This is a genomic window from Rhodococcus sp. P4_B6 (assembly GCF_056402215.1).
Genome location: NZ_JBFUHV010000027.1, coordinates 29,434 through 56,342 on the forward strand (window position 1 = coordinate 29,434; position 26,909 = coordinate 56,342).

A 26,909-nucleotide genomic window follows, 5' to 3' on the forward strand; every position below is an offset into this window, starting at 1 on the left:
TGACGAGGGTTGCCGGGACACGCGAACGGGAAACGATCCCCCCGGTCTGTTTTGTCCGAAAATTTGACCATCGCGGTAGGTTATGCGACTCTTCCCTAGTCAAATCCATAGGTTACCCAAACCTAACTAGAGCTTTTCCGTAGTCGGTCCCCGGAGCACGAGTCGTCACCCGCTGCTCCCAGCAGATAAGAGAACGACCCTTGGAACCGGCAGAATTCGCGGCTGGTAGCCCCGCCCGCACCGAGACCAGTGGCAGCGACGACGCTGCGCGCCCCTTCGCACTGACCGCCGCTCAGCGCGGGATCTGGTTCGCCCAGCACCTCATGGGCGACGTGCCGATCACGATCGCGCAATACGTCGACATCGAGGGCGAACTGAATGTCGACGCCCTGCGACGTGCAGGTCAGGCCGCTGCCCGCGAGATCGGCAGCGGCATGCTCCGCATCGTCGAGGTCGACGGCGAGCCGCTCCAGACGGTCGACTTCACCCTCGACGACGGGGTGGAGCATCACGACTTCCGGACCGAGCCGGACCCCCACGCCGCCGCCCTGCGCTGGATGCGCGCCGACTACACCGCCCCGCTCGACCTGCTCTCGGACCGGCTGATCCGCGGCGCCACGCTGCAGATCGGCGAGCACCACCACCTCTGGTACTGCCGCATCCACCACATCGCGCTCGACGGGTACGGCGCGATGAAGTTCATGAACCGCGCCGCCGAGCTGTACACCGCCGAGGTCCGGGGCGTGGAACCCGCGGTGTCGGTGGCAGGCGACCTCCGGGACGTCTCGGCCGCCGAGGACGTGTACCGCGGTTCGTCCCGGTTCCTCTCCGACCGCGACTACTGGGCCACCCGCTCCCGGGACCTTCCCGCGCCGACCGGGCTCGCGGGCCGCAGTGCACCGGCGCAGGCCCGGTCGCGATGGCACGGCGGGCCGGTGCCCACCGGCATCGCCCGGGCGGTGGACGGGGCCGTCGAGCGTCTCGACTCCGCCTTCGCCGCCGTCGCCGTGGCGGCGACCGCCGCGTTCGTCGCCCGGATGACGGGTTCCGACGACGTCGTTCTCAGCCTGCCCGTGTCGGCCCGCACCAACGCGGTGCTGCGCCGGTCGGGCGGCATGGTGTCCAACGTGGTGCCGCTGCGGGTGTCGATCACCCCGGACACGACGGTCGCCGCGCTGGTCTCCGCCGTCCAGCTCGAACTCACCGGCGCGCTCCGGCACCAGCGGTACCGCAGCGAGGACATCCGGCGCGACGCCGGCGCCGCCCGGGATCAGCGGGGCTTCTTCGGGCTCGCGATCAACATCATGAACTTCCACTCCGAGATCACCCTCGGCGAGCTCACCGGGCAGTTCCACGTGCTGTCGACGGGACCCGTCGAGGACCTCTCCGTCAACCTCTACCCGAGTGTCGCGGGGAGTTCGTCGCGCATCGATTTCGAGGCGAACCCGGCCCTGTACGGCGACGGGGAGCTCGCCGAACACCACGCGCGCTTCCTCGACCTGCTGGCCCGGTTCGCCGACGCCGACGCGGACCCGGGCGCAAAGGTCGCCGCCCTGGACGTGCTGACCGCGCACGAGCACGCCCAACTCGTGCCCGCGGCCGGCCCGCAGGCACCCGGCCCGGCACTGCTGGCCGACCTGTTCGCGGCGGGTGTCCGCGCGAACCCGGACGGCACGGCGCTGATCCTCGGCGACAGCACGATCGGCTACCGCGAACTCGACGAGCGCAGCACCGCGCTCGCACGGCTGCTGCTGGACCGCGGGGTGGGCCCGGGCCACTTCGTGGCCGTGTCGTTCACCCGGTCCGTCGACTCCGTGGTGGCGGTGTGGGCCGCGGCGAAGTCGGGCGCCGCCTTCGTCCCCGTCGACCCGGCCTACCCGGCCGAGCGCATCGCGCACATGCTGTCCGATTCCGGGGTGACCCTGGGGCTGACGGCGACGGCGCACCGCGACGTGCTCGCGGGAACCGACGTCGACTGGCTCGCCCTCGACGACCCCGCCCTGGCATCGGCGTGCGCGCACATGGCGGTCGCGCCGGTGACGGACGCCGACCGTCCGGCAAAGCTGATGCCGCAGCATCCGGCGTACATGATCTACACGTCCGGCTCCACGGGTACGCCGAAGGGTGTGGTGGTCACGCACACCGGACTGGCCACGTTCGCCGCGTCGGCCCGGCCCGAACTTGGTGTGACCCGCCACTCGCGGGTGCTGCGCTTCTCCTCGTCGAGCTTCGACGCGTCCGTGTTCGAGATGGTGCAGGCGTTCAGTGCGGGCGCGGCGATGGTGATCGCACCTGCCGACGTCTACGGCGGCGACGACCTCGCGGCACTGCTCCGAGCGCAGCAGGTCACCCACATCATCAGTGCGCCCGCGGTTCTGGGCACCGTGGACGCCACCGGTCTCGACTCGCTCGAGGCCGTGGTCGTCGGCGGCGACGTGTGCCCGCCGGATCTCGTCGAGCGTTTCGGCGGCCGCTGCCGCCTGTACAACAGCTACGGCCCCACCGAGTCGACGATCGTCATCACCATGACGGGTCCGCAGACCGACCCCGCGGCGATCACCATCGGCGGTCCGATGCAGGGTGCACGCGCACTCGTCCTGGACCGCTGGCTGCGGCCGGTGCCGCGCGGAGTGACGGGAGAGCTGTATCTCGGCGGCCCCGGACTCGCCGAGGGGTATCACGGCCGATCGGGTCTGACGGCGTCCCGTTTCGTCGCCGACCCGTTCCCCGCGGCCACGGGCGACCGCCTGTACCGCACCGGCGACCTCGTGCGATGGAGCCGCGGCGACAGTCCCGTGCTCGAGTACGTGGGGCGCAGCGACTTCCAGGTGCAACTGCGGGGACTGCGCATCGAACTCGGCGAGATCGACGCGGTGCTGTCGGCACACGAGTCGGTGGACTTCGCCGTGTCCGCCGTGCACGAACGTGACGGTGGCACGCCGGTGCTGGTGTCGTACGTGCGAATCCGGCCGGATCACCGTTTCGATCCCGCCGCGCTGGCCGCGTTCGCCGGTGAATTCCTCCCGGCGCACATGGTGCCGTCGCTGACGGTGCCGCTCGACACCATTCCGCTGACACCGGCGGGCAAGGTGGACCGCAACGCACTGCCCGCACCCGAATTCGACATCACCGCAACGCCGTTCCGCGCACCGTCGACGCCGATCGAGCAGATCGTCGCCGACGCGGTGGCCGAGGTGCTGCACGTCGAGGCCGTGGGCGTCGACGATTCCTTCTTCGCGCTCGGCGGCGACAGCATCGTCGCGATCCAGCTGGTGTCGCGGGCCAAGGCCGCCGGTGTGGTGTTCACCCCGCGGGACGTGTTCGAACGCAAGACCGTTGCCGGCCTCGCCGAGGTCGCGGTCGACCTCGCGGCGGCGCAGAAGTCGCGTCTGCCCGAGCTGCCCGGCGGGGGAGTAGGCGTCCYGCCCCTCACGCCGATCGGCCGCGATGTCCTCGGTCGCAGCCGCGGCAACCGTACCAACCTCGATGCCTTCTATCAGGCCGTGACGCTGACGGCGCCTGCCGACGTCGACCTGCCGCGGCTGCACCGGACCGTCGCCGCGATCCTCGACCACCACGACGCGTTGCGCTCCCACCTCTCGGCGGACGGCCGGGAACTGATGGTCGAGCCGGCCGGATCCGTGAGCGCCGACAGCGCCGTCACATACGTACGTACCGATTGCGTTCCGGGCAACGCACGGTTCGACGCGGTACTCGACGCCGAGTGCCGGGCCGCGGCAGACCGTCTCGACACGGCCGCGGGTGTGATGCTGCAGTTGGTGTGGATCGACCCCGTCGATGCGCGCGGCGTACTCCTGGTGGTGGCCCATCACCTAGTGGTCGACGGCGTGTCGTGGCGGATCCTCGTGCCGGACTTTGCGACGGCCTGGGCGCAGGTGGCCGCCGACCGTGCCCCCGAACTTCCGCCCGTCGCGACGTCGGCCCGCCGTTGGGCCCATGCCCTCGTCGAGGCGGCCGAAACCGACTCGGTGCTCGACGAACTCGACGTCTGGCGGTCCATTCTCGACGGCCCGGTTCCGGCACTCGGTTCCCGTCCGCTCGATCCCGCCGTCGACACCGGCGCGACCACCGGCCGGGTGTCCGCCGAGATCGGACCCGACGCCACCGCCGACCTCCTCACGACCCTGCCGACCGCGTTCCGCGGGAGCGTGACCGACGGCCTCGTGACGGCACTCGGTCTCGCGTTCGCCGCGTGGGGCGGCGACCGCACGCTACTGCTGTCCCTCGAGGGCCACGGCCGCGACGAGACCCTCGTGCCCGGCGCCGACCTGTCGCGCACCGTCGGCTGGTTCACCACCGCCTACCCGGCCCGGATCGCACTGGGCGCGCTCGATATCGCGGATGCACTGGCCGGCGGGCCTGCCGGCGGGCGGGCCGTGAAGACGGTCAAGGAGCAGCTGCGTCGTATTCCCGGGAACGGCACCGGTTTCGGGCTTCTACGCCACCTCCGCGACGACAGTGCCGAGATCCTGAACTCCCTGCCCTCGCCGCAGGTCAGCTTCAACTACCTCGGACGCGTCGGCGCGGGCGACCTCCCGGACGCGGTGCGCGAGAACGGGTGGATTCCCGACGCCACCCGGATCGACGTCAACGCGTTCAGCGGCGCCGGACTGTCGACCGCCTTCGTCCTCGACATCAATGCGTCGGTCGGCGACGACGGCCGGCTGTCCGCTACGTTCGACTTCCCGTCCGGGGTGCTCACCGCGTCCGACGTCGAGCGGTTGGCGGAACTGTGGCGGACGGCGCTCGAGGCGCTGGCTTCGTACGTGCGGGGTGCGGGGCCCGCCGGACTGACCCCGTCCGACGTTCCGCTGGTGTCCGTGGACCAGGAGCGGATCGAGCTGTGGGAGAACAGTTACGGCCCGCTCGACGACATCTGGTCGCTGTCGCCGCTGCAGGCGGGTCTGCTGTTCCACGCCGGGCTCTCGGCCGGCGCGGTGGACGTGTACACCGCGCAGATCGTGCTGGACCTCGGTGGCGACGTCGACGCGAGCCGGTTGCACCGCGCGGCGCAGCGCCTGCTGGATCGGCACGCGGCGCTGCGGACCGCGTTCGTCTACGACACCGACGGCGTCCCAGCCCAGTTGGTCCTCGATTCGGTGACCGTGCCGTGGCGCGAGATCCACGTGCAGGGGTCCGGCGGATTGGACGAACTCGTCGCCGCCGAGCGCGCGACGCGGTTCGACATGGCGGCACCACCGCTCCTGCGATTCGTGCTGGCACATTCCGGCGACCGGTCGACGCTGGTGATCACCAACCACCACATCCTGTTCGACGGCTGGTCGATGCCGCTGTTCGTCAAGGACTTCCTGCTGCTGTACGCGTCGGACGCGCCGATCGCGGCACCCGCGCGCCCCTACCGCCGGTATCTGTCGTGGCTCGCCGGACAGGACCGCGCCGGCGCGCTCGACGACTGGGCCGCCGCCCTCGAGGGAGCCACCGAACCGACCGTCCTCGCCCCGCAGCACACGGGCCAGGGGTCGACTCCCCGGGACGTCGACATCCCGGTCACTGCTGAGGTGGCCGAACAGCTAGTCCGCATCGCCCGCGAGCACGGCGTGACCGTCAACACGGTGATTCAGGCAGCGTGGGGAATCCTGCTGGGCGGATTGCTGTCCCGTGACGACGTGGTGTTCGGCGCCACCGTCTCCGGACGTCCGGCCGACCTCCCCGGCGTCGAGGAGACGCTCGGGTTGTTCATCAACACCGTTCCCGTCCGTCTGCGCCTCGATCCGGACGAACCCGTGTCGTCCCTCCTGCGCCGGCTGCAGGTCGAGCAGGTGCGGCTCCTCGACCGGCACCACGTCGGTCTCACCGAGATCCAGTCGGTCGCCGGTCCGGGCAGCGTGTTCGACACGCTCACCGTGTTCGAGTCGTACCCCGTCGACCGCTCGGCCCTGGACCCCGACACCGACATCGACGGACTGCGGATCCGCGGAATCGACGTCACCGACGCCACGCACTACCCCCTCGCGCTCGTCACGGTGCTGGAGCCGGAACTGCGTCTCACGCTGGAGTACTCGGCCGACACATTCGGCGCGGACGACGCCCACCGGGTCTCGGATCGATTCGCGCGGGTGCTCACGGCGATGACCCGGCCGCACACCCCGGTCGGCGCCGTCGATCTGCTCGGGGACGCCGAACGTGCCCTTACCCTGCACGCGTGGAACGCGACCGAACGCTCGATCGACGCCGTCACCCTCGTCGATCTCCTGGGCGCCGCCGCGCTCCGCACACCCGACGCGGCGGCGGTGACGTTCGAGCAGGATTCGCTGTCGTACGCCGAATTCAATGCCCGCGCGAACGCCCTGGCCCGCCATCTGATCTCGCAGGGAGTGGGCCCCGAATCCATCGTGGCCGTCACGCTGCGCCGGTCGCTCGACCAGCTCGTCGCCCTCCACGCCGTCGTTCGCGCGGGCGGGGCCTACCTGCCCGTCGACCCCGGGCATCCGCAGGCGCGCATCGCCCACGTACTCGGCAGCGCCCGCCCTGCGCTGGTGCTCGCGACCGCGGCCGACACCGGGGTCGTCCCCGACGGCCTGCGCACGGTGCGGGTGGACCGGCTCGACCTGTCCACCGTCGCGACGACACCGCTGTCCGACGCGGAGCGTCTCGCGCCGCTGCGCCCCGGCCACCCCGCGTACGTGATCTATACGTCGGGTTCGACGGGACGCCCGAAGGGTGTGGCAGTGTCGCACGCCGCGATCGTCAACCGGCTGCTGTGGATGCAGGACAGCTACCCCCTCGAAGCGCACGACGTGGTGCTCCACAAGACCCCGGCCACGTTCGACGTGTCCGTGTGGGAATTGTTCTGGCCGTTGCTGACCGGTGCCCGCACCGTGATCGCCGAGCACGACGGGCACCGGGACCCGCACTACCTGTCCCGGCTGATCCACGACGAGGGTGTCACGACGCTGCACTTCGTCCCCTCCATGCTCGACGTGTTCCTCGAACACGCCGACACCGCGCTCTGCACGAGCGTGCGGCAGGTCTTCGCCAGCGGTGAGGCGCTCCCGCGGACCACCGTCACGCGCTTCCACCGCCAGTTCGGTGCCGCGTTGCACAACCTGTACGGGCCGACCGAGGCCGCGGTGGACGTGACGTTCCACCGCACCGATCCGTCCGCGACCGGTCCGGTGCCGATCGGTGCGCCGGTGTGGAACACCCGGGTGTACGTACTCGACTCCCGGCTCCGCCCGGTGCCCGTCGGTGCTCCCGGCGAACTGTATCTGGCCGGCACCCAACTCGCCCGCGGGTACGTGGGCCGCCCCGACCTGACATCCGACCGGTTCGTGGCCGATCCGTTCTCCGCAGGCGGTGCCCGCCTGTACCGGACCGGCGACCTGGTGCGCTGGACCGACGGCGGGGAGCTGGAGTATTTGGGCCGCACCGACTTCCAGGTGAAGCTGCGTGGACAGCGACTCGAACTCGGCGAGATCGAGGCCGTACTCCTGAACCATCCCGACGTGGCGCAGGCGGCCGTCCTGGTGCGCGGGGAAGGTTCTGCCGAACGGCTCATCGGCTACGTCGCTCTCCGGTCCGGAAGCACCGCGGACCCCGAGCGGCTGTCCGCTCACGCGGCTGCGGAGTTGCCCTCCTACATGGTGCCGTCGGCGTTCGTCCTCCTCGACGCGCTGCCCCTGGGTCCCAACGGCAAACTCGATCGCCGGGCACTGCCCGAGCCCGCACTCGCGACCGCCACATTCGAACCGCCGGCGACGGCCGCGGAGATCGCCGTCGCCCGGATCTTCGCCGACGTCCTCGGCGTCACGGACGTCGGCGCCACCGACAACTACTTCGACCTCGGCGGCAACTCGTTGACCGCCACCCGGGCGGTCGCCCGGATCAACGCCGAACTGGGTTCCGCGCTCGGTGTTCGGGAGTTGTTCGATGCTCCCACCGTCCGCGCTCTCGCGGCGGCGTCGACCGCGGATCCCGGGCACACCCGTCCCGCCCTCGTCGCCGGCAGGCGCCCGTCGCGGCTGCCGTTGTCTCCGGCGCAGTACCGGATGTGGTTCCTCAACCGTTTCGACACGACGTCCGGCGCCTACAACATCGCCGCCGCGCTGCGGCTCACCGGAGAGCTCGACGTCGACGCGCTCGGCGCGGCCGTCGGCGACGTCATCGCGCGTCACGAGGTCCTGCGCACCGTCTACCCCGATTCCGCCGACGGACCGCACCAGGTGGTGCTCGACAGGACCACCGCTGACCTGGCGCCGGCCCCGACCACGGAGCAGGAACTTCCGTTCGCCGTCGAAGACCTCGTGACCCGTGGCTTCGACGTGACGGCGAACGTTCCGCTGCGCGTGGCCCTGCTCCGCGTCACGCCGGACGAGCACGTGCTGGTTCTGGTGACCCACCACATCAGCGCCGACGGCTGGTCGATGGGACCCCTGGCCCGGGACGTCATGTCCGCGTATGTCGCCCGCGCGGCGGGCACCGCACCCGAGCAGCCACCGCTGCCCATGCAATATTCCGACTACGCCCTGTGGAAGCTCGACGTCCTCGGCGACGAGGGCGACGCCGGATCGCTCGCCGCCCGACAGATCGACTATTGGACGAACACCCTCGCCGGGTTGCCGGAACGGATCGAACTCCCCACCGACCGTCCGCGACCGCACGTCGCGTCGCACCGCGGTGACACCGTCGACTTCGCCCTCGACCCCGAGACGTACGGCGCGGTCACCGCACTCGCCCGATCCGTGCGGGCGACCCCGTTCATGGTGCTGCACACCGCCCTGTCCGTGTTGCTGTCCCGGCTGTCCGGTAGCACCGACCTCGCCGTCGGCACGCCGGTCAGCGGCCGCGGGGAGGCCGAACTCGACGACGTGGTCGGCATGTTCGTCAACACCCTGGTCTTGCGCACACAGGTCGACCCGGCGCTGACGTTCGGCGCGCTTGTCGAGCAGACCCGCGACACCGACCTCGCCGCCTACGCGCACGCCGACATCCCGTTCGAGCGGCTGGTGGAGATCGCGAGCCCGGCCCGCTCGACCGCCCATCACCCGCTGTTCCAGGTGGTGCTGTCGATCGACGACGTCGCGCCGCCGAGCATCGACCTCCCCGGACTGACCGTCGCGGCTCTTCCGCTCGACGAGGCCGTCGCCAAGTTCGACCTGCAACTGTCGGTGACGGAGAACGCGGACGGGTCCGGCGCCCGGGGCAGGTGGACGTTCGCAACCGACCTGTTCGACCGCGCGACCGTCGAGGCGTTCGGGCGCAGGCTCGTCCGGATTCTCGCCGCCGCGGTGTCGGAACCCGCCCTCGCGGTCGGTGACATCGACCTTCTCGACGACACCGAACGCGCCGCTCTCGTCACCCGCACCGACATCCGGAACCCCGGAAGTCGCACGCTTCCAGAGATTCTCGCCGACGGTGCCGCTGTGGGCGGCACGGCGCTGGTCACCGAGGACGGGGAACTGTCCTACGCGGAACTCGATGCCCGCTCGAATCGCCTCGCCCGGGTTCTTCTTGCGCGGGGCGCGGGCCCAGAAACGGTGGTCGCGGTGGCGCTCACCCGCTCCGCGCTGTCCGTGTCCGCGGTGTGGGCGGTGGCCAAGACCGGTGCCGCGTTCGTGCCCGTCGACCCGGACTACCCCACGGATCGCATCGAGCACATGCTGACCGACTCCCGCGCGGCGCTGGGCCTGACCGACTCTCACGCCGCGGCGACCCTGCCCGGAACCACCGACTGGCTCGTCGTGGACGACCCGGAACTGGGTGCGGGCGCGTCGGCCGATCCGATCACCGACGCCGACCGGACGCTGCCGTTGCGTGCCGAACACCCCGCCTACCTCATCTACACGTCGGGTTCGACCGGAATCCCCAAGGGCGTCAGCATCACCCACGCCGGCCTCGACAGTTTCGCAGCCGAGCAGGTGGAGCGATACGCACTCGACCCGCTCAGCCGGACGCTGCATTTCGCATCACCGAGTTTCGACGCGTCGATTCTCGAACTGCTGATGGCGTTCGCCGCAGGCGCGACGCTCGTGATCGTGCCGACCGCTGTGTACGGCGGGGAGGACCTCGCATCCCGGATCCGCGACCGGCGGGTGACCCACGCCTTCGTCACTCCCGCCGCGCTCGCCACCCTCGACCCGAACTTGCTGCCGGAACTCGGAACCGTCGTGGTGGGCGGCGACGCCTGCGATGCGTCTCTGGTGGAGAAGTGGGCACCCGGCCGCCGGATGTTCAACGCGTACGGGCCCACCGAGTCGACGATCATGGCAACCCTGTCGGGTCCGATGACGGCGGGCGACCCGGTGCGGATCGGCGCCCCGATCCGGGGAACCACTGCGCTGGTACTGGATTCGCGGTTGCACCCCGTTCCCGACGGTGTCGTGGGTGAACTCTGTCTGGCGGGGCCCGCGCTGGCCCGCGGCTACCACGACCGTCCCGCGCTCACCGCCGAGCGTTTCGTGGCGAACCCGTACGCCCCCGGGCGCCTGTACCGCACCGGCGATCTGGTGCGATACACCCCGAACGGTGAACTGGAGTACCTCGGCCGCGCCGATTTCCAGGTGAAGATCCGCGGCTTCCGCATCGAACTCGGCGAGATCGATGCCGCGGTCGCGGCGCACCCGAGCGTCGAATTCGCGGTCACCACCGCGGTAGCCGTCCGAAACGACGCGACGGCACTGGTGACCTACGTACTGCCCGCCGGCGGATCTGCTGTCGACCCGGTCGAGGTGACGGCGCACGCCGCCGGCCTCCTGCCCGGCTACATGGTGCCGTCCACCGTGATGGTGCTCGACCGGGTTCCGCTGACCCCGGCAGGCAAGGTGGATCGCACGGCCCTGCCGGAACCCGTCTTCGCGGTTCGCGCGTACGTGGCCCCGCGCACCGACACCGAACGGCTGATCGCGGCCGCCTACACCGACGTGCTCGGTGCCGAGATGGTGGGAGCCGAAGACGATTTCTTCGACCTCGGCGGCAACTCGCTGAGTGCCACCCGGGTGATCGGCCGGGTCAACGAGTCGGCGGGCACGTCGCTGGCAGTGCGGGTGATCTTCGAGGCGCCCGGCGTCGCCGCCCTCGCCGCGGTGATCGACACGGCCGAGCGCGGGGACCGCCCGGTGCTCGCCGGCATCGCACGGCCGGATCGTATTCCGCTGTCCGCGGCGCAGTCCCGGATGTGGATCCTCAACCGCTACGACCCCGAGTCGGTGGCCTACAGCATCCCGCTCGTGCTGCGCCTGTCCGGCGACCTGGACACCGCCGCCCTCGATGCGGCACTGCGGGACGTCCTGGAGCGCCACGAGGCGCTGCGGACCGTGTACCCCGAGTCGGCCGACGGTCCGTACCAGCGGATCGTTCCCCTGGGCGACCTCGTCGTGGATCTCGAACCGCGCCTGGCCGAGGACGAAGACCAGCTGTTCGCACTGCTGACCGCCGAGCTGTCGACCGGATTCGACGTGACGACGGCGGTCCCGTTGCGCAGCAGCATATTCCGACTGTCACCGGACGAACACGTCCTCGTCGTGGTGGTGCACCACATCAGCGCGGACGGTGCGTCGATGGGGCCGCTCGCCCGCGACCTGATGCTGGCGTACACCGCACGCGCCGGGCACCGGGAACCGGAATGGTCACCGCTCGCGGTCCAGTACGCCGACTACAGCGTGTGGCAGCGGCAGCTTCTCGGCGACGAGACGGATGACCGCAGTGTCGCAGCGCGTCAGGCCGCGTACTGGCGTCAGCAGTTGCGCGGTGCCCCGGAGCTGCTCGAACTTCCCACCGACCGGCGACGCCCGGCCGTGGCGTCGCTGCGCGGGGAGGTCGCGACGTTCCGCCTCGACAGCGCACTCGTCGAGCAGGCCACCGCATTCGGACGCAGCCACGGCGCCACCCTGTTCATGGTGGCGCACGCGGCCCTCGCCACCCTCCTCGCGCGCCTCGCCGCCACCACGGACGTGGTGGTGGGCACTCCCGTCGCGGGCCGCGGCGAGCAGGCGCTCGACGATCTGGTGGGCATGTTCGTGGGGACACTCGCGCTGCGCACCCACATCGATCCGGCGCACTCGTTCGCCGAGGTGCTGGGACATGTCCGGGAGACCGATCTCGCGGCGTACGACAACGCCGACCTGCCGTTCGAGCGGCTGATCGATCTGCTGCAACCGGCTCGCTCGCAGGCGTATTCGCCGATCTTCCAGGTGGCGCTGTCGCTCGAGGACCAGACCGTAGACCAGCTCGCCCTGCCCGGGTTGTCCGTGTCCGCCATGGATCTCGGTGTGGTGCCCGCGAAGTTCGATCTGCAGTTGACCCTCCGTCCCGACGGCACGGGGATGGCGGCGTCGTGGATCTTCGCCACCGATCTCTTCGACCGCGCCACGATCGACTCGTTCTCCGTCCGCTTCGAGCGGATCCTGCGGGTCGCGATCACCGAACCTGGGCGCGCGGTCGGCGACCTGGACCTGCTGGACGCCGCCGAACGCGCCACACTGACCGTGCTGCCCGCACCCTCCGCCGTGGCCGCGCGGGCGTTGCCGGACATCTTCGCTCGCGGAGCCGAACACGGCGGGATCGCACTCGTCTCGGAGGAGGGCGAACTCTCCTACGCCGACCTCGACGCGCAGTCGAACCAGTGGGCGCGCGTGCTCATCTCGCACGGCGTCGGGCCGGAAACGGTGGTGGCGCTGGCACTTCCGCGGACGGCGCGGGCCGCACTCGCCGTGTGGGCCGTGGCCAAGACGGGCGCCGCGTTCGTGCCCGTCGATCCGAGCTACCCGCGCGAACGCATCGAGCACATGCTCGCCGACTCGGGTGCGACGCTGGGGTTGACCGACACCGCCACCGCGGCGGTGCTGCCCACCGGCGCCGAGTGGCTGTTGCTGGACGACTCCGCACTCGTCGCGTCGGCCGCGCCGGTCACCGACCGCGACCGCACGACGCCGCTGCGCCTGGCACACCCGGCGTACCTGATCTACACGTCCGGCTCCACCGGAACACCGAAGGGCGTCACGGTCACCCACACGGGGCTGAGTGCGTTCACGGCGGAGGCGCGCCCGGAACTGGGCACCACGGCGCAGTCCCGCGTGCTCCGGTTGTCATCGGCGAGTTTCGACGCCTCCGTGTTCGAGATGATCCAGGCGTTCAGCGCCGGGGCCACCCTCGTGATCGCACCGCCGTCCGTGGTCGGCGGCGAAGACCTCACCGCCCTGCTCCGCGACCAGCGCATCACCCACGTGCTCACCGCCCCGGCGGCACTGAGCACCGTCGACGCCCGTGAACTCGACGACCTGCGCACCGTCGTCGTCGGGGGCGAGGTGTGCCCGCCGCAACTGGTCGAACAGTTCGCCCCGGGTCGTCGCTTCTTCAACAGCTACGGACCGACCGAGACCACCATCGTCGTCACCATCGGTGAACCGCTCACCCCGGTCGACGACATCACCATCGGCAGCCCGCTCGACGGCACACAGGCACTCGTCCTCGACTCCCGGCTGCGGCCCGTGCCGCGCGGTGTCACGGGTGAGCTGTATCTGTCCGGCCCCGGCCTCGCCCGCGGCTACCACGCCCGGCTCGGCCTGACGTCGGAACGGTTCGTCGCCAATCCCTTTGGATCCCAAGGATCCCGGATGTACCGGACCGGCGACCTGGTGCGGCTGCGCACCGACGGGCAGCTCACGTATGTGGGCCGCGCCGACTCCCAGGTGAAACTGCGGGGCCTGCGCCTCGAACTCGGCGAGGTCGAGGCCGCGCTGTCCCGGCATCCCGATGTGGTCGCCGCGGCAGCGTCCGTCCACCACCACCCTCGGCTCGGCGATCAACTCGTCGGCTACGTCGTGCCCGCGCCGGGCACCAGCCCCGACGTCTCCGGCATCCTGGCGGCGGCGGTCGAAGTCCTGCCCCGCGCGCTCGTGCCGGCGACCGTCACCGTGCTCGACGCCATTCCACTCACCCCGGCCGGCAAGATCGACCGCCCGGCGCTGCCCGCCCCGACGTTCGCGGCGCGGACGGAGTTCCGGGCGCCGTCGACCGCGTCCGAACTACTGGTCGCGCAGGTGTTCACGGATGTTCTCGATGTCGAGCGGGTGGGCGCCGACGACAGCTTCTTCGAGATCGGCGGCAACTCCCTGTCCGCCACACAGGTGATCGCCCGCCTGCGCGCGGCCACGGGCACGTCCCTGTCCGTGCGGTCGCTGTTCGACGCACCCACCGTCGCGGCACTGGCCGCCGCCGTGGACGCCGCCGGACAGTCCGACCGTCCGGTCCTCGAGGCACGTCCGAGACCCGATCGAATTCCGCTGTCCCCGGCGCAGGCGCGGGTGTGGTTCCTCAACCGGTTCGACCCGGCCTCCGCCGTCGACAACCTGCCGCTCGCCCTCCGCCTGACCGGAACGCTCGACGTCTCCGCGCTGCGGACAGCTCTCGGCGACGTCCTCGAACGGCACGAGGCGCTGCGCACGATCTACCCCGACTCACCCACCGGTCCGCACCAGGTCCTGCTCGCCACCGAATCGGCGCTCCCCAGCCTGACCGTGCTCGACGTGAGCGAGAGCGAAGCGTTGCAGCGGGCCCTGGAGTTCGCGGCCACGGGATTCGACCTCACCGCCGAATCGCCCCTGCGCGCCGGTCTGTTCGCGGTCTCCGAGAACGAGCACGTTCTCGTCGTGGTGGTCCATCACATCGCCGCCGACGGATTCTCGCTCGCGCCGCTGGCCCGCGACGTGATGCTCGCGTACACCGCACGCGCGCAGCAGGACGTGCCCGCGTGGTCGCCGCTCCCGGTCCAGTACGGCGACTACAGCCTCTGGCACCGCGAACTGCTCGGCAACGAGCACGACCCCACGTCGCTCGCGTCTCGCCAGACCGACTACTGGGCGCGCACTCTCGCCGATCTTCCGGACGAGCTCACCCTGCCCACCGACCGGCCGCGCCCGCGTCGGCAGTCGCACCGCGGCAGGGAACTGACGTTCACCGTCGACGCCCACACCCACGGGTTGCTGCGCGAACTCGCGGCCGCCCGCGACGCCAGCCTGTTCATGACCGTGCACGCCGCATACGCACTGTTCCTGAGCCGGTTGTCGAACACGGCGGACATCGCGGTCGGGACTCCAGTCGCCGGTCGCGGCGAGCAGGCCCTCGACGACCTCGTGGGCATGTTCGTCAACACCCTGGTCCTGCGGACCCAGATCGACCCGGCGGCCACGTTCGAGGAACTGGTGGAGCGCACCCGCGAGACCGACCTCGGTGCGTTCTCGCATGCCGACGTGCCGTTCGAGCGGCTGGTGGAAGTACTCGATCCGGTTCGCTCCCAGGGGCGGCACCCGCTGTTCCAGGTGGCCCTGTCCTTCCACAATCTCGCCCCCGCCACGTTCGACCTGCCGGGACTCGTGGTCTCGACCGTCCCGGCAGAGCTGCAGACCGCCGAGTTCGATCTGCATCTGACGCTCACCGAGCAGGCCGAGGGCGGTATCCACGCGTCGTTCACCTACTCCACCGACCTGTTCGACGCCTCGACCGTCGCCACGTTCGCCGAACAGTTCACGCGCATCCTGCGGGCCGTGGCCGCCGACCCATCCGCAACGGTCGGTGATGTGTCGTTGCTCGATTCGGGTGAGTACGACGAGCTGGTCGACATTCGCAACCGGACGGTCCATCCGCTGCCCGAGGCCCTGCTGCTCGACACCTTCGCAGATCAGGTTCGCCGGACCCCGGACGCAACGGCGATCGTCTTCGAGGGCGAATCGCTGACCTACCGGGAGTTCGCGAACCGGGTCAACCAGGTCGCGCGGGTCCTGATCTCCGAGGGTGTCGGACCGGAATCGCTGGTGGCCCTGGCCATGCGCCGCTCCCTCGACCTGGTCGTCGGCATGTACGCCGTCCTGACCGCCGGCGGCGGCTACGTGCCCGTCGACCCGGACCACCCCACCGACCGCATCGGCTACATCCTCGACGCCGCCGACCCGACCTGCGTCCTGACCACCACCCGGGACGCCTTCACGAGCGACAGGCCCGTCCTCCTTCTCGACACCCTCGATGTCGACGGCGTTTCCTCGGCGCCGCTGACGAATTCGACGGTGCACCCGGACGGTGTGGCGTACGTGATCTTCACGTCCGGTTCCACCGGCAAACCGAAGGGCGTCGCAGTCACCCACCGCGCCATCGTGAACCAGATCGCGTGGATGGCGAACCAGTATCCGCTGGGCGCCGGCGACGTGTACCTACAGAAGACGGCGACGACGTTCGACGTGTCGCTGTGGGGCTTCTTCCTGCCGCTCCGGGTCGGTGCCACCCTCGTGGTCGCGACCCCGGACGGGCACCGCGACCCGCAGTACCTCGCCGAGCTGATCGACCGATACGGCGTCACCGCAACCGACTTCGTCCCGTCCATGCTCTCCGTGTTCGCGGGGTCCGTGGATCCACAGCAGATCACGTCCCTGCAAGACGTGTTCGTGATCGGGGAGGCCCTGCCCGCCGCCACCGTCCACGACTTCACCGACATCTCCACCGCCCGGGTCCACAATCTCTACGGGCCCACCGAAGCCGCCGTCTCCATCACCTACGCCGACGTCACCGACACCCCCGAGGGCGGCGCCGTCACCATCGGTACCCCCGAATGGAACAGCCGCGTCTACGTCCTCGACTCCCGGCTGCACCCCGTCCCCGCCGGAGTCCCCGGCGAGCTCTACCTCGCCGGCGTCCAGCTCGCCCGCGGCTACCACGGCCGCGTCGACCTCACCGCCGACCGCTTCGTCGCCGACCCCCACGGCGCACCCGGCGAACGGATGTACCGCACCGGCGACCTCGTCCGCTGGACCACCACCGGCGAGTTGGATTACACCGGACGCACCGACTTCCAGGTCAAATTCCGCGGCCAACGCATCGAACTCGGCGAAATCGAAACCGCCCTCCTCACCCACACCGGCGTGTCGCAGGCCGCGGTCCTCGTCGTCCCCACCCCCACCGGCGACCACCTCGCCGCCTACGTCGTCCCCACCACCGGCACGAACCTCGACACCGAGGAAATGCGCACCCACATCGCGCACACACTGCCGACCTACATGCTGCCCGAAACTATCCTCGTCCTCGACAGCTTCCCCCTCGGCACCTCCGGCAAACTCGCCCGAAAAGCCCTACCCACACCAACATTCCAGACCCGCACCTTCCGGGCCCCGACCACCCCCGCCGAGACCTCCGTCGCTCACACCTTCGCCGACGTCCTCCACCTCGACCGCATCGGCCTCGACGACGACTTCTTCGCCCTCGGCGGCAACTCCCTCATCGCCACCCAGGTCGCAGCCCGACTCGGCCGCGCCCTCGACACCCGCATCCCCGTCCGCGAACTCTTCGAAAACCCCACCGTCGAAGCACTCGCCGCCCGCGTCGCCGGGCTCGCCGGCACGGGTGGCGGGACGGCACTCGAGGCGGCCCCGCGTCCCGAGCGAATCCCGCTGTCGCCGGCACAGAACCGGATGTGGTTCCTCAACCGCTTCGATCCCGAGTCGGCCGCCTACAACCTTCCGCTCGCCATCCGGCTGACCGGAATCCTGAACGTCGCGGCCCTCGACACCGCCGTCCACGACGTGCTGGAGCGTCACGAGTCGCTGCGTACCGTGTTCCCCGACGACGGGGACGGCCCCGTGCAGGTGATCCTGCCCGCAGACCGGGTCGACCTCGATCTCACCCCGGTCGACGTGACCGCCGACGAACTTCCGGACGAGGTTCGCCGCACCCTGCACGGCGGCTTCGACGTGACCGCGGGAATCCCCATCCGGGGAAGGCTTCTGCGCACCGCCGTCGATGAATACGTGCTCGTGATCGTCGTGCACCACATCAGCGGCGACGCCGTGTCCATGGGCCCGCTCGCCCGCGACGTCATGGTCGCCTACACCGCCCGAAGTGCGGGCCGGGCGCCGGACTGGTCACCGCTGCCGATGCAGTACGCCGATTTCGCGATCTGGCAGCATGCGGCACTCGGCTCCGAGACCGACCCGGAATCGTTGTCCGCACAGCAGATCCGGTACTGGACCGAAACGCTGTCCGGGCTCCCGGACCTGCTGGAGCTGCCCACCGATCGTCCCCGCCCGGCCGTGCCGACGCAGCGCGGCGACACTGTGCGCTTCGACATTCCGGCGGCGACCACCGTGGCACTCGAGCAGACGGCCCGCGATCACGGCGCCACCGTGTTCATGGTGCTGCACGCGGCGCTGGCGATCGTGCTGTCGCGGCTGTCGTCGACGTCCGACATCGCCGTCGGCACCCCGGTCGGGGGTCGCGGCGAGCAGCACCTGGACGACCTGGTCGGGATGTTCGTCAACACCCTCGTCCTGCGCACGCACGTCGCGGCGCACGAGAGCTTCACCGAACTCCTGACACGGGCGCGGGACACCGACCTCGGCGCGTACGGGCACGCGGACATCCCGTTCGAGCGGCTCGTCGACGTCCTGGCCCCCGCCCGCACGCAGGCCCACACACCGCTGTTCCAGGTGGCGCTGTCATTCGAGCATCGCGGCGTCACGCGATTCGAATTGCCGGGTGTGACCGTGGAACCCGTTCCGTTCGAGGCGGACACCGCCCAGTTCGACCTCGCGTTGGTCGTTTCCGAGGGCGAGTCGCCGGCCGGATTGTCGGGCGCGTTGCGCTTCGCCACCGACCTCTTCGACCGCACGACCGCGGAGGACTTCGCCCGGCGGTTCGTCCGTGTCCTCGACGCCGCCGTGTCCGACCCTGGCGCGGTCGTCGGCGACATCGACCTCCTCGATCCGGCCGAGTGGGCCGCGGTCCCCGTTCGAGGTGTGCCGTCGGCGCCCCCGGCCACCCTCGTCGGCCTGATCGACGCCGCCGTCCGGACCGATCCGGAGTCGTCCGCGCTGAGCTGGAACGGCCGGGAGTACACGTACCGCGAGGCGGACGAGTGGTCCACGCGGCTGGCCTGGGTGCTGCTCGCGCACGGTGTGGGCCCGGAAACGTTCGTGGCCCTTGCCCTCCCGCGTTCGCTCGAATCGGTGCTGTCCGTGTGGGCGGTCGCCAAGACCGGTGCCGCGTACGTGCCGGTGGATCCGACGTACCCGGCGGATCGCATCGCGCACATCCTCACCGACTCGGGCGCCACCCTCGGTGTCACGCTGTCCGGTGAGCGGGCCGCGTTGCCGGACACCGTTGTCTGGCTGACCCTCGACACCGCCGACGTGACCGCCCGGCACGAGTCCGCGAGCTCCGAACCGATCACCGACAGGGACCGGATCCGCCCGGCCCGCGTCGAGAATCCGGCGTACATGATCTACACGTCGGGCTCGACGGGTCTGCCCAAGGGCGTCGTCGTCACCCACGGCGGCATCGCGAACCTCGCCGCCGAACGCCGCGAGCACTACCGTATCGAACAGTCGTCCCGGTTCCTGCACAAGGCGTCGCCGAGCTTCGACATGGCCGTCGGCGAGATGGTGTCGGCACTGAGCGCCGGCGCCACGCTGGTGATCACACCGACCGAGATCGTGGGCGGCGACGAACTGTCCGGCCTCCTGGATCGTCAGCGGGTCACCCATGCTCTGATCACCCCGGCGGTGCTGGCCACGATGGATCCCGACGGGCACCCGCAGTTGCGGGTGCTCGGTGTCGGTGGCGAAGCGTGCACCCCCGAACTGGTGGCCCGTTGGCAACCCGGACGCACCATGCTCAACGGCTACGGGCCCACCGAGGCCACCGACATCTCCACGGTCGGCGACCTCGTATCCGGTGCACCCGTCACGATCGGGCACCCGGTGCGCGGCTTCGAGATCATGGTCCTCGACACCCGGCTGCACCCCGTCCCCGCAGGCGTGCCCGGCGAGCTGTACGTCGCGGGACCGGCACTGGCCCGCGGCTACCACGCCCGGCACGGCCTCACCGCCGAACGGTTCGTCGCCAACCCCTACGGCGCACCCGGCGACCGCATGTACCGCACCGGCGACGTCGTCCGCTGGACCGGAACACACGGACTCGAGTACTTCGGCCGCGGCGACAGCCAGGTGAAGATCCGCGGCAACCGGATCGAGCTGGGGGAGATCGAGTCGGCGGCGTCCCGGCACGACACGGTCGGCCAGGCGGCGGTCGTCGTCCACGACACCCCGTCGGGTCAGCGTCTCGCCGCCTACCTCGTGCCCGCAGCCGGTCACGCAGTCGACACGGATACGATCCGCCGCCACCTCGAGGATGCTCTGCCGGCGCCGATGATCCCGGACGCCTACGTGGTGATCGAGGCGCTGCCGGTGACGGTGAACGGGAAGCTCGACCGCGCGGCGCTGCCGGAGCCCGTGTTCGTCACCGCGTCCGCACGGTTCCGGGCGCCGGTCACCGACACCGAGAAGGTCCTGGCGGCCGTGTTCGCCGAACTCCTCGGCGTCCCGACGGTCGGCGTCGACGATTCGTTCTTCGGCCTGGGCGGCGACAGCATCGCGTCGATCCAGCTGGCGTCGAGGGCGAAGGCGCACGGGCTGATCATCTCGCCCCGGGACGTGTTCGAGCACAAGACCGTTGCCGCTCTCGCACTGGTCGCGGCGCGGGCCAACGACACCGAACCCGGCGTGCTCGAGGAACTTCCGGGTGGGGGTGTCGGCCCGCTTCCGCTCACCCCGGTGATGCGTCTGGTCACCGAGCGCGGGGGCACCCTCGACCGCTACTCGCAGTCGGTCGCGCTGGAATTGCCGGTGGGCATCGACCGGGTGGGTCTGCTCGCGACCCTGTCCGCCGTGATCGATCACCACGACATGCTGCGTGCCCGTCTCGTCGGCGGCGACGCGCTCGAAGTGGCACCGGCAGGCRCCGTCGACGTCGCCTCCCTCGTGCACCGGATCGACTGGGATCCGCGTGTCGATCCGACGGAACCGGCACGCCGGGAACTGGATTCGGCGCTGGGCCGCCTGAATCCGCGGGCCGGCATCATGTTGCAGTGCGTCTGGCTCGATCCGGTGGGCACACCGGGACGCAGTGGCCGTCTGATCGTCGCCGCCCATCATCTCGTGGTCGACGGCGTGTCCTGGCGCATCCTGATTCCGGATCTGATCGCCGCCTGGGCGCAGATCTCGTCCGGTGGGGCCGCGACGCTCCCGCCGGTCGGCACGTCGATGCGGCGATGGGCGCACGCCCTCACCGAGGATGCACGCAGCACGGAACGTGTTGCGGAACTGCCTCTCTGGCAGCGGATTCTCGACGGTCCCGATCCGACGCTCGGAACCCGGCCGTTCGATCCGGCCCTCGACGTCCTGGCGACGGTCGATCACGTGCGCGTCGAACTCGACGCGTCCGTGACGCGATCACTCGTGACCTCCGTTCCGGCTGCCTTCCGCGGCGGTGTGGGCGACGGGCTGATCGCCGCGTTCGCCCTGGCCGTGAGCGCCTGGCGACGACGCCGGGGCATCGAGGAGCCGTCGCTGCTCCTGCAACTCGAGGGCCACGGACGCGAGGAGCAGGCGGCGCCCGGCGCCGATCTCTCCCGCACGGTCGGGTGGTTCACCAGCGTGTATCCGGTCCGTCTCGACCTCGGCGGCATCGACGTCGACGCCGCCCTGGCGGGGACGGCCGACACCTCCCGTGCCGTCAAGGCCGTCAAGGAGGACCTGCTCGCGGTGCCCGCCCGCGGACTGGGCTACGGGCTGCTGCGCCATCTCAACTCCGAGACCGCCGCCGCGCTGCAGCAACTCCCGACCCCTCAGATCAGCTTCAACTACCTGGGCCGGGTCTCCGAGGCCGACATCCCGGAGGAGTTCGCGCACCTGGGCTGGACCCCCGCCACGGACATCGACGACCTCCGGGGCGCCGGCAACGACGACATGCCCGCCGCCGCCGTTCTCGACGTCAATGCGATCGTCACCGGCGTGGACGGTGAATCCCGGCTGACCGCCACGTTCTCGTATCCCCGGGAACTGCTCTCGGATACGGACGTCCGGGAACTGGCCGACCTGTGGACGCGCGCGCTCACCGCGGTCGCCGCGCACGTGGACAGCGGGACCGCGGGCGGGCTCACCCCGTCGGACGTACCCCTCGTCCTGGTGGGGCAGCGCGACCTGGAACTGTGGGAAGAGCAGTTCGAGGCGCTGTCCGACGTCTGGTCGCTGTCGCCGTTGCAGCACGGGCTCGCGTTCCACGCACAGCTCGCGCGGGACACGGTGGACGTCTACACGACGCAGACGGTGCTCGAACTCGGCGGCGTCGTGGACGCCGACCGGATGCGTGCGGCGATCTCCGCGCTGCTCGACCGGCACCCGAACCTGCGCACCGCGTTCGTCGGCGCGAGCACCGGCGAGCTCGTCCAGGTGGTCCTCGACCGCGTGCAGATTCCGTGGCGCACCATCGATCTCGGGGCTATGGACGAGGCCGCCCGGTTGGCTGCGCGGGACGAGGCGCTCGCCGCCGACCGCGAACGCCGATTCGACCTCGCGTCGCCCCCGCTCCTGCGGTTCACGCTGATCGACGACGGCGACGGGCACCACGCGCTCGCCGTCACCCTGCATCACATCCTCGTCGACGGCTGGTCCATGCCGCTGCTGCTGAAGGAACTCCTGGTCCTGTACGCCACCCGGGGTGACGCGTCCGTGTTGCCGCGGGTGCCGTCGTACCGCGCGTTCCTGTCGTGGCTGGCGTCGCGCGACCGCGCCGCGTCCCGGCAGGTGTGGGCCGAGGCGCTGACCGGCGTCGAGCAGCCGACGCTCGTCGCCTCCGACGGTCCCGGACTACCCGGACCCGCAGAGGTGGCCGCGGTGGACGCGGACGCCGGACCCGGCCTCTCCGCGCAGCTGACCGCGCTCGGCGCGGAACTCGGTGTCACCCTCAACACGCTGGTGCAGGCCGCGTGGGGAATCCTGCTGTCCCGCATGCTCGGCCGCGACGACGTCGTGTTCGGGGCGACGGTGTCGGGGCGGCCGGCGGAGCTCGAGGGCGTCGAGTCGATGGTCGGCCTGTTCATCAACACCCTGCCCGTGCGGGTGCGGGTCGACCCGGACGAGTCGGCGGCCGGCCTCCTGATCCGGGTGCAGCGGGAACAGGCGACCCTGCTCGATCACCACTATCTCGGCCTGAGCGACGTGCAGCAGACCACCGGCAGCGGTGCGCTGTTCGACACTCTGACGGTGTTCGAGTCGTATCCCGTGGACACCGCGGCGCTGGCCGAGGTGACGTCGATCGACGGCATGACCGTCCTCGGGGTGTCCGGCGAGGAAGCCACCCACTACCCGCTCACCCTCACGGTGTTCGCCGAGAACGGGTTGCGGTTCACGCTGAGGTATCGCACCGACGTGTTCGACGCGACGTACGTGACCGCGCTCCGCGCACGGCTGCTGAAGGTGCTCACCGCGCTGGTCGCCGACCCCGCCGCACCGATCGGCGGGATCGAGATCCTCGACCCCGAGGAACGCACTGCCCTCGCCCCAGTCCGTGGTCTGCCGACCGCAGCGCCGGCCACACTCGCCGGGATCATCGACGCCGCCACGACTTCCGCGCCGGACGGGATCGCGCTGTCCTGGCAGGGTCGTGACTGGACGTACCGCGACGCGGACGCCTGGTCGAACCGTCTGGCCCGGCTTCTGCTCGCGCAGGGCGTGGGACCCGAAACGTTTGTCGCGGTCGCGTTGTCGCGGTCGGTGGAATCGGTGCTGTCGGTGTGGGCGGTGGCCAAGACCGGCGCCGCGTACCTCCCGGTCGATCCCACCTACCCGATGGACCGCATCGACCACATGCTGTTCGACTCCGGCGCCCACCTCGGCATCACCGTCGCCGGGGAGCAGGACGCCTTGCCGGACAGCGTGTCCTGGCTCGTCCTCGACGAACTCGCGGGCGCACTCGAAGCCGCGCCGGCCACCCCGGTGACCGATGCGGAACGCGCGCGGCCCGTGCGCGTCGAGAATCCGGCGTACATGATCTACACGTCGGGCTCCACCGGGCGACCCAAGGGTGTCGTGGTCACCCACGGCGGGCTGGCGAACCTCGCGACCGAACGTCGCGAGCACTACCGCGTCGACCCGTCGTCCCGGTTCCTGCACAACACGTCGCCCAGCTTCGACATGGCGGTGGGCGAGATGATGTCCGCCCTCTCCGCCGCAGCGACTCTGGTGATCACCCCACCGAGCGTGATCGGCGGGGAGGAACTGGCGGCCTTCGTCCGCGGCGAGCACGTGACGCACGCGCTGATCACCCCGGCCATGCTGTCGTCGATCGACCCTGCGGGGTTGGAGGAGCTGCGGGTACTCGGCGTCGGTGGCGAAGCATGCACCCCCGAACTGGTGGCCCGCTGGCAACCCGGACGAACCATGCTCAACGGCTACGGACCCACCGAGGCCACCGACATCTCCACCGTCGGCGACCTCGCAGCCGGGCAGCCGATCACCATCGGGCACCCGGTGCGTGGATTCGAGGTCATGGTCCTCGACGCGCGGCTGCGTCCCGTCCCCTCCGGGGTTTCCGGCGAACTGTACGTCGCGGGACCGGCACTGGCCCGCGGCTATCACGCCCGGTACGGCCTCACCGCCGAACGGTTCGTCGCCAACCCCAACGGCGCACCCGGCGACCGCATGTATCGCACCGGCGACGTCGTCCGCTGGACCGCGGCGGGAGAATTGGAGTACTTCGGCCGCTCGGATCACCAGGTCAAGGTCCGGGGCTATCGCATCGAACTCGGCGAAATCGATGCCGCCGTACTGGAACACCCCGACGTCGACTACGCGATCACGCTCGGCCGCCGCGGCCCGTCCGGCGACACGGTGCTCGTGTCGTATGTGGTGCCTGCCGCGGGATCCGCCCCGGATCCCGCGCGGATTCGAGCGTTCGTGTCCGAGTTCCTCCCGACGCACATGGTGCCGTCGGCGGTGGTGTGCATCGATTCCGTCCCGCTCACGCCCACCGGGAAGCTCGACGTGGATGCGCTGCCCCGCCCCGATTTCGTTGCCGCCGAATACCGTCGGCCTGCCGAGGGGCACGAGAGCGCGATCGCGACGGTCTTCGCCGCGGTCCTCGGGGTCGACCGGGTCGGCGCCGACGACAACTTCTTCGACCTCGGTGGCACGTCGCTGTCCGCGATGCGGGCGATGAGCCGTCTGCGGGCAAGCAGCGACGTGACCGTGTCGCTGCAGTGGCTGATGACCGAACCGACACCGGCCGCGATCGCCGCGCGCATGGACGCGGCCGACGGCGACACCGCTGACACCGCCCTCGACGTGGTCTTCCCGATCCGGGCCGACGGCGCGGGTACGCCGATGTTCTGGATTCACCCGATCAGCGGACTGTCTTGGTGCTACACGGGATTCGCCGAGCACATCGACAACGACCGGCCCGTCTTCGGCATCCAGACCCCGGCCGTCGCCGGGGAGGTGCTGCCCGGCTCGATCGAGGAACTCGCCGCCCGGTACCTCGCCGAGGTGCGGAGGATCCAGCCGGACGGTCCCTACGATCTGGCCGGCTGGTCGATCGGCGGCGTCATCGCCCACGCGATGGCGGTGCAACTGCAGCAGTCCGGACACGCGGTCGGCTCACTGGTGATGCTCGACAGCTTCGCGGAAACGCAGCAGTCGCAGGAGATCACCGAACAGCCGGCACCCGGGGAGGGCGAGGACACGGCCTCAGTGCTGTCGGCCCTGAGCCCCGAGCACGTGCGCCGCCTGACCGCGGCCGCGCACCACAACGCGGGCCTCATGCGCGACTACCGGCCGGGATTGTTCGACGGGGACGTGCTGTTCTTCACGGCGGCGCACGACGACCCGACGCTGCGGCGAGCGGTCGGCACCTGGCGTCCCTGGGTGAACGGGCGGATCACGAATCACCCGGTTCAGTCGAATCATTGGCAGATCACCGAACCGGCCGCGGTCCGGGTGATCGGCCCGCTGCTCGCCGACTACCTCACCGACGGCGCGAATCACGTTTCGAGAATGGAGATCGACCGATGAGACTGTTCACCGCGGGCGTGGCCACCGTGGCCGCAGCGTTGCTCCTGGGCCTGCCCGGCCCGGTAGCGATGGCCGAGCCCGCCGACGGCGGTGCGGTGGTGGCGCCGAGCGCGTCCGGCAGCCTCGACCGGATCGAGAAGATCGACGATCGGCGCTGGAACGTCTTCGTGTACTCGCCGTCGATGAACGAGGTCGTGGAACTGCAGGTGCTGCGCCCCGCCGACACCAGCGTTCCGCGTCCCACGCTGTATCTGCTGAACGGGGCCGGAGCCGGTGAGGACGGCGCCAACTGGATTCGGCAGACCGACATCGTCGACTTCTTCGCCGACAAGAACGCGAACGTCGTGATCCCCGTCGGCGGCTACATCAGCTATTACACCGACTGGCGGAACGACGACCCCGTCCTCGGGCGCAACCAGTGGCAGACGTTCCTCACCGAGGAACTGCCGCCGGTGCTGGACACCGCGCTCGGCGCCAACAGGGTGAACGCGATCGGCGGACTGTCGATGTCGGCCGGCTCGGTGATCGACCTCGCGGTCCAGGCACCGGGCCTGTACCGGGGTGTCGCGTCGTACAGCGGTTGTGCGATGACGAGCGACCCGATCGGGCAGAACCTGGTCCGGCTCGTGGTCGAGGTGGTGGGCGGCGGCAACACCGAGAACATGTGGGGCCCCACCGACGACCCGGCCTGGACCGCACACGACCCCTACGTCAACGCGGACAAACTCCGCGGGCTCGAGCTGTACATCTCCAACGCCAGCGGACTGCCCGGACCGTACGAGGCCCTCGACGCCGTCCGCCCCGCCGCGGCGCCCCCGCTCCCGGACCAGATCGTGATCGGCGGCGTCATCGAGGCGGCGACGAACTACTGCACGCACCGGCTGGTCGACCGGCTCGACACCCTCGGCATCCCCGCGACCGTGAACTTCCGGGACACCGGCACACATTCGTGGGGCTACTGGCAGGACGCCCTGCACGAATCGTGGCCCGTCCTCGCCCGGGCCCTCGAACTCACCTGACACCAGCCGTATGTCCTCGTCGTCG

Annotated in this window: 2 protein-coding genes; both read left to right on the forward strand. The window is 70.6% G+C overall.

The genetic code is table 11. From position 1 onward, the window contains the following. Positions 1 to 200 precede the first annotated feature (200 nt). Positions 201 to 25,865, forward strand: coding sequence for a non-ribosomal peptide synthase/polyketide synthase (locus AC1DWT_RS15840; RefSeq protein ID WP_477921305.1), 25,665 nt, complete (start codon positions 201 to 203; stop codon positions 25,863 to 25,865). Beyond that, the gene (locus AC1DWT_RS15845; protein WP_206014024.1) at positions 25,862 to 26,884 is read left to right on the forward strand and encodes an alpha/beta hydrolase; all 1,023 of its coding nucleotides are present in this window, start codon (positions 25,862 to 25,864) and stop codon (positions 26,882 to 26,884) included. Before AC1DWT_RS15840 ends, AC1DWT_RS15845 begins: the two co-directional genes overlap by 4 nt. Positions 26,885 to 26,909 lie beyond the last annotated feature (25 nt).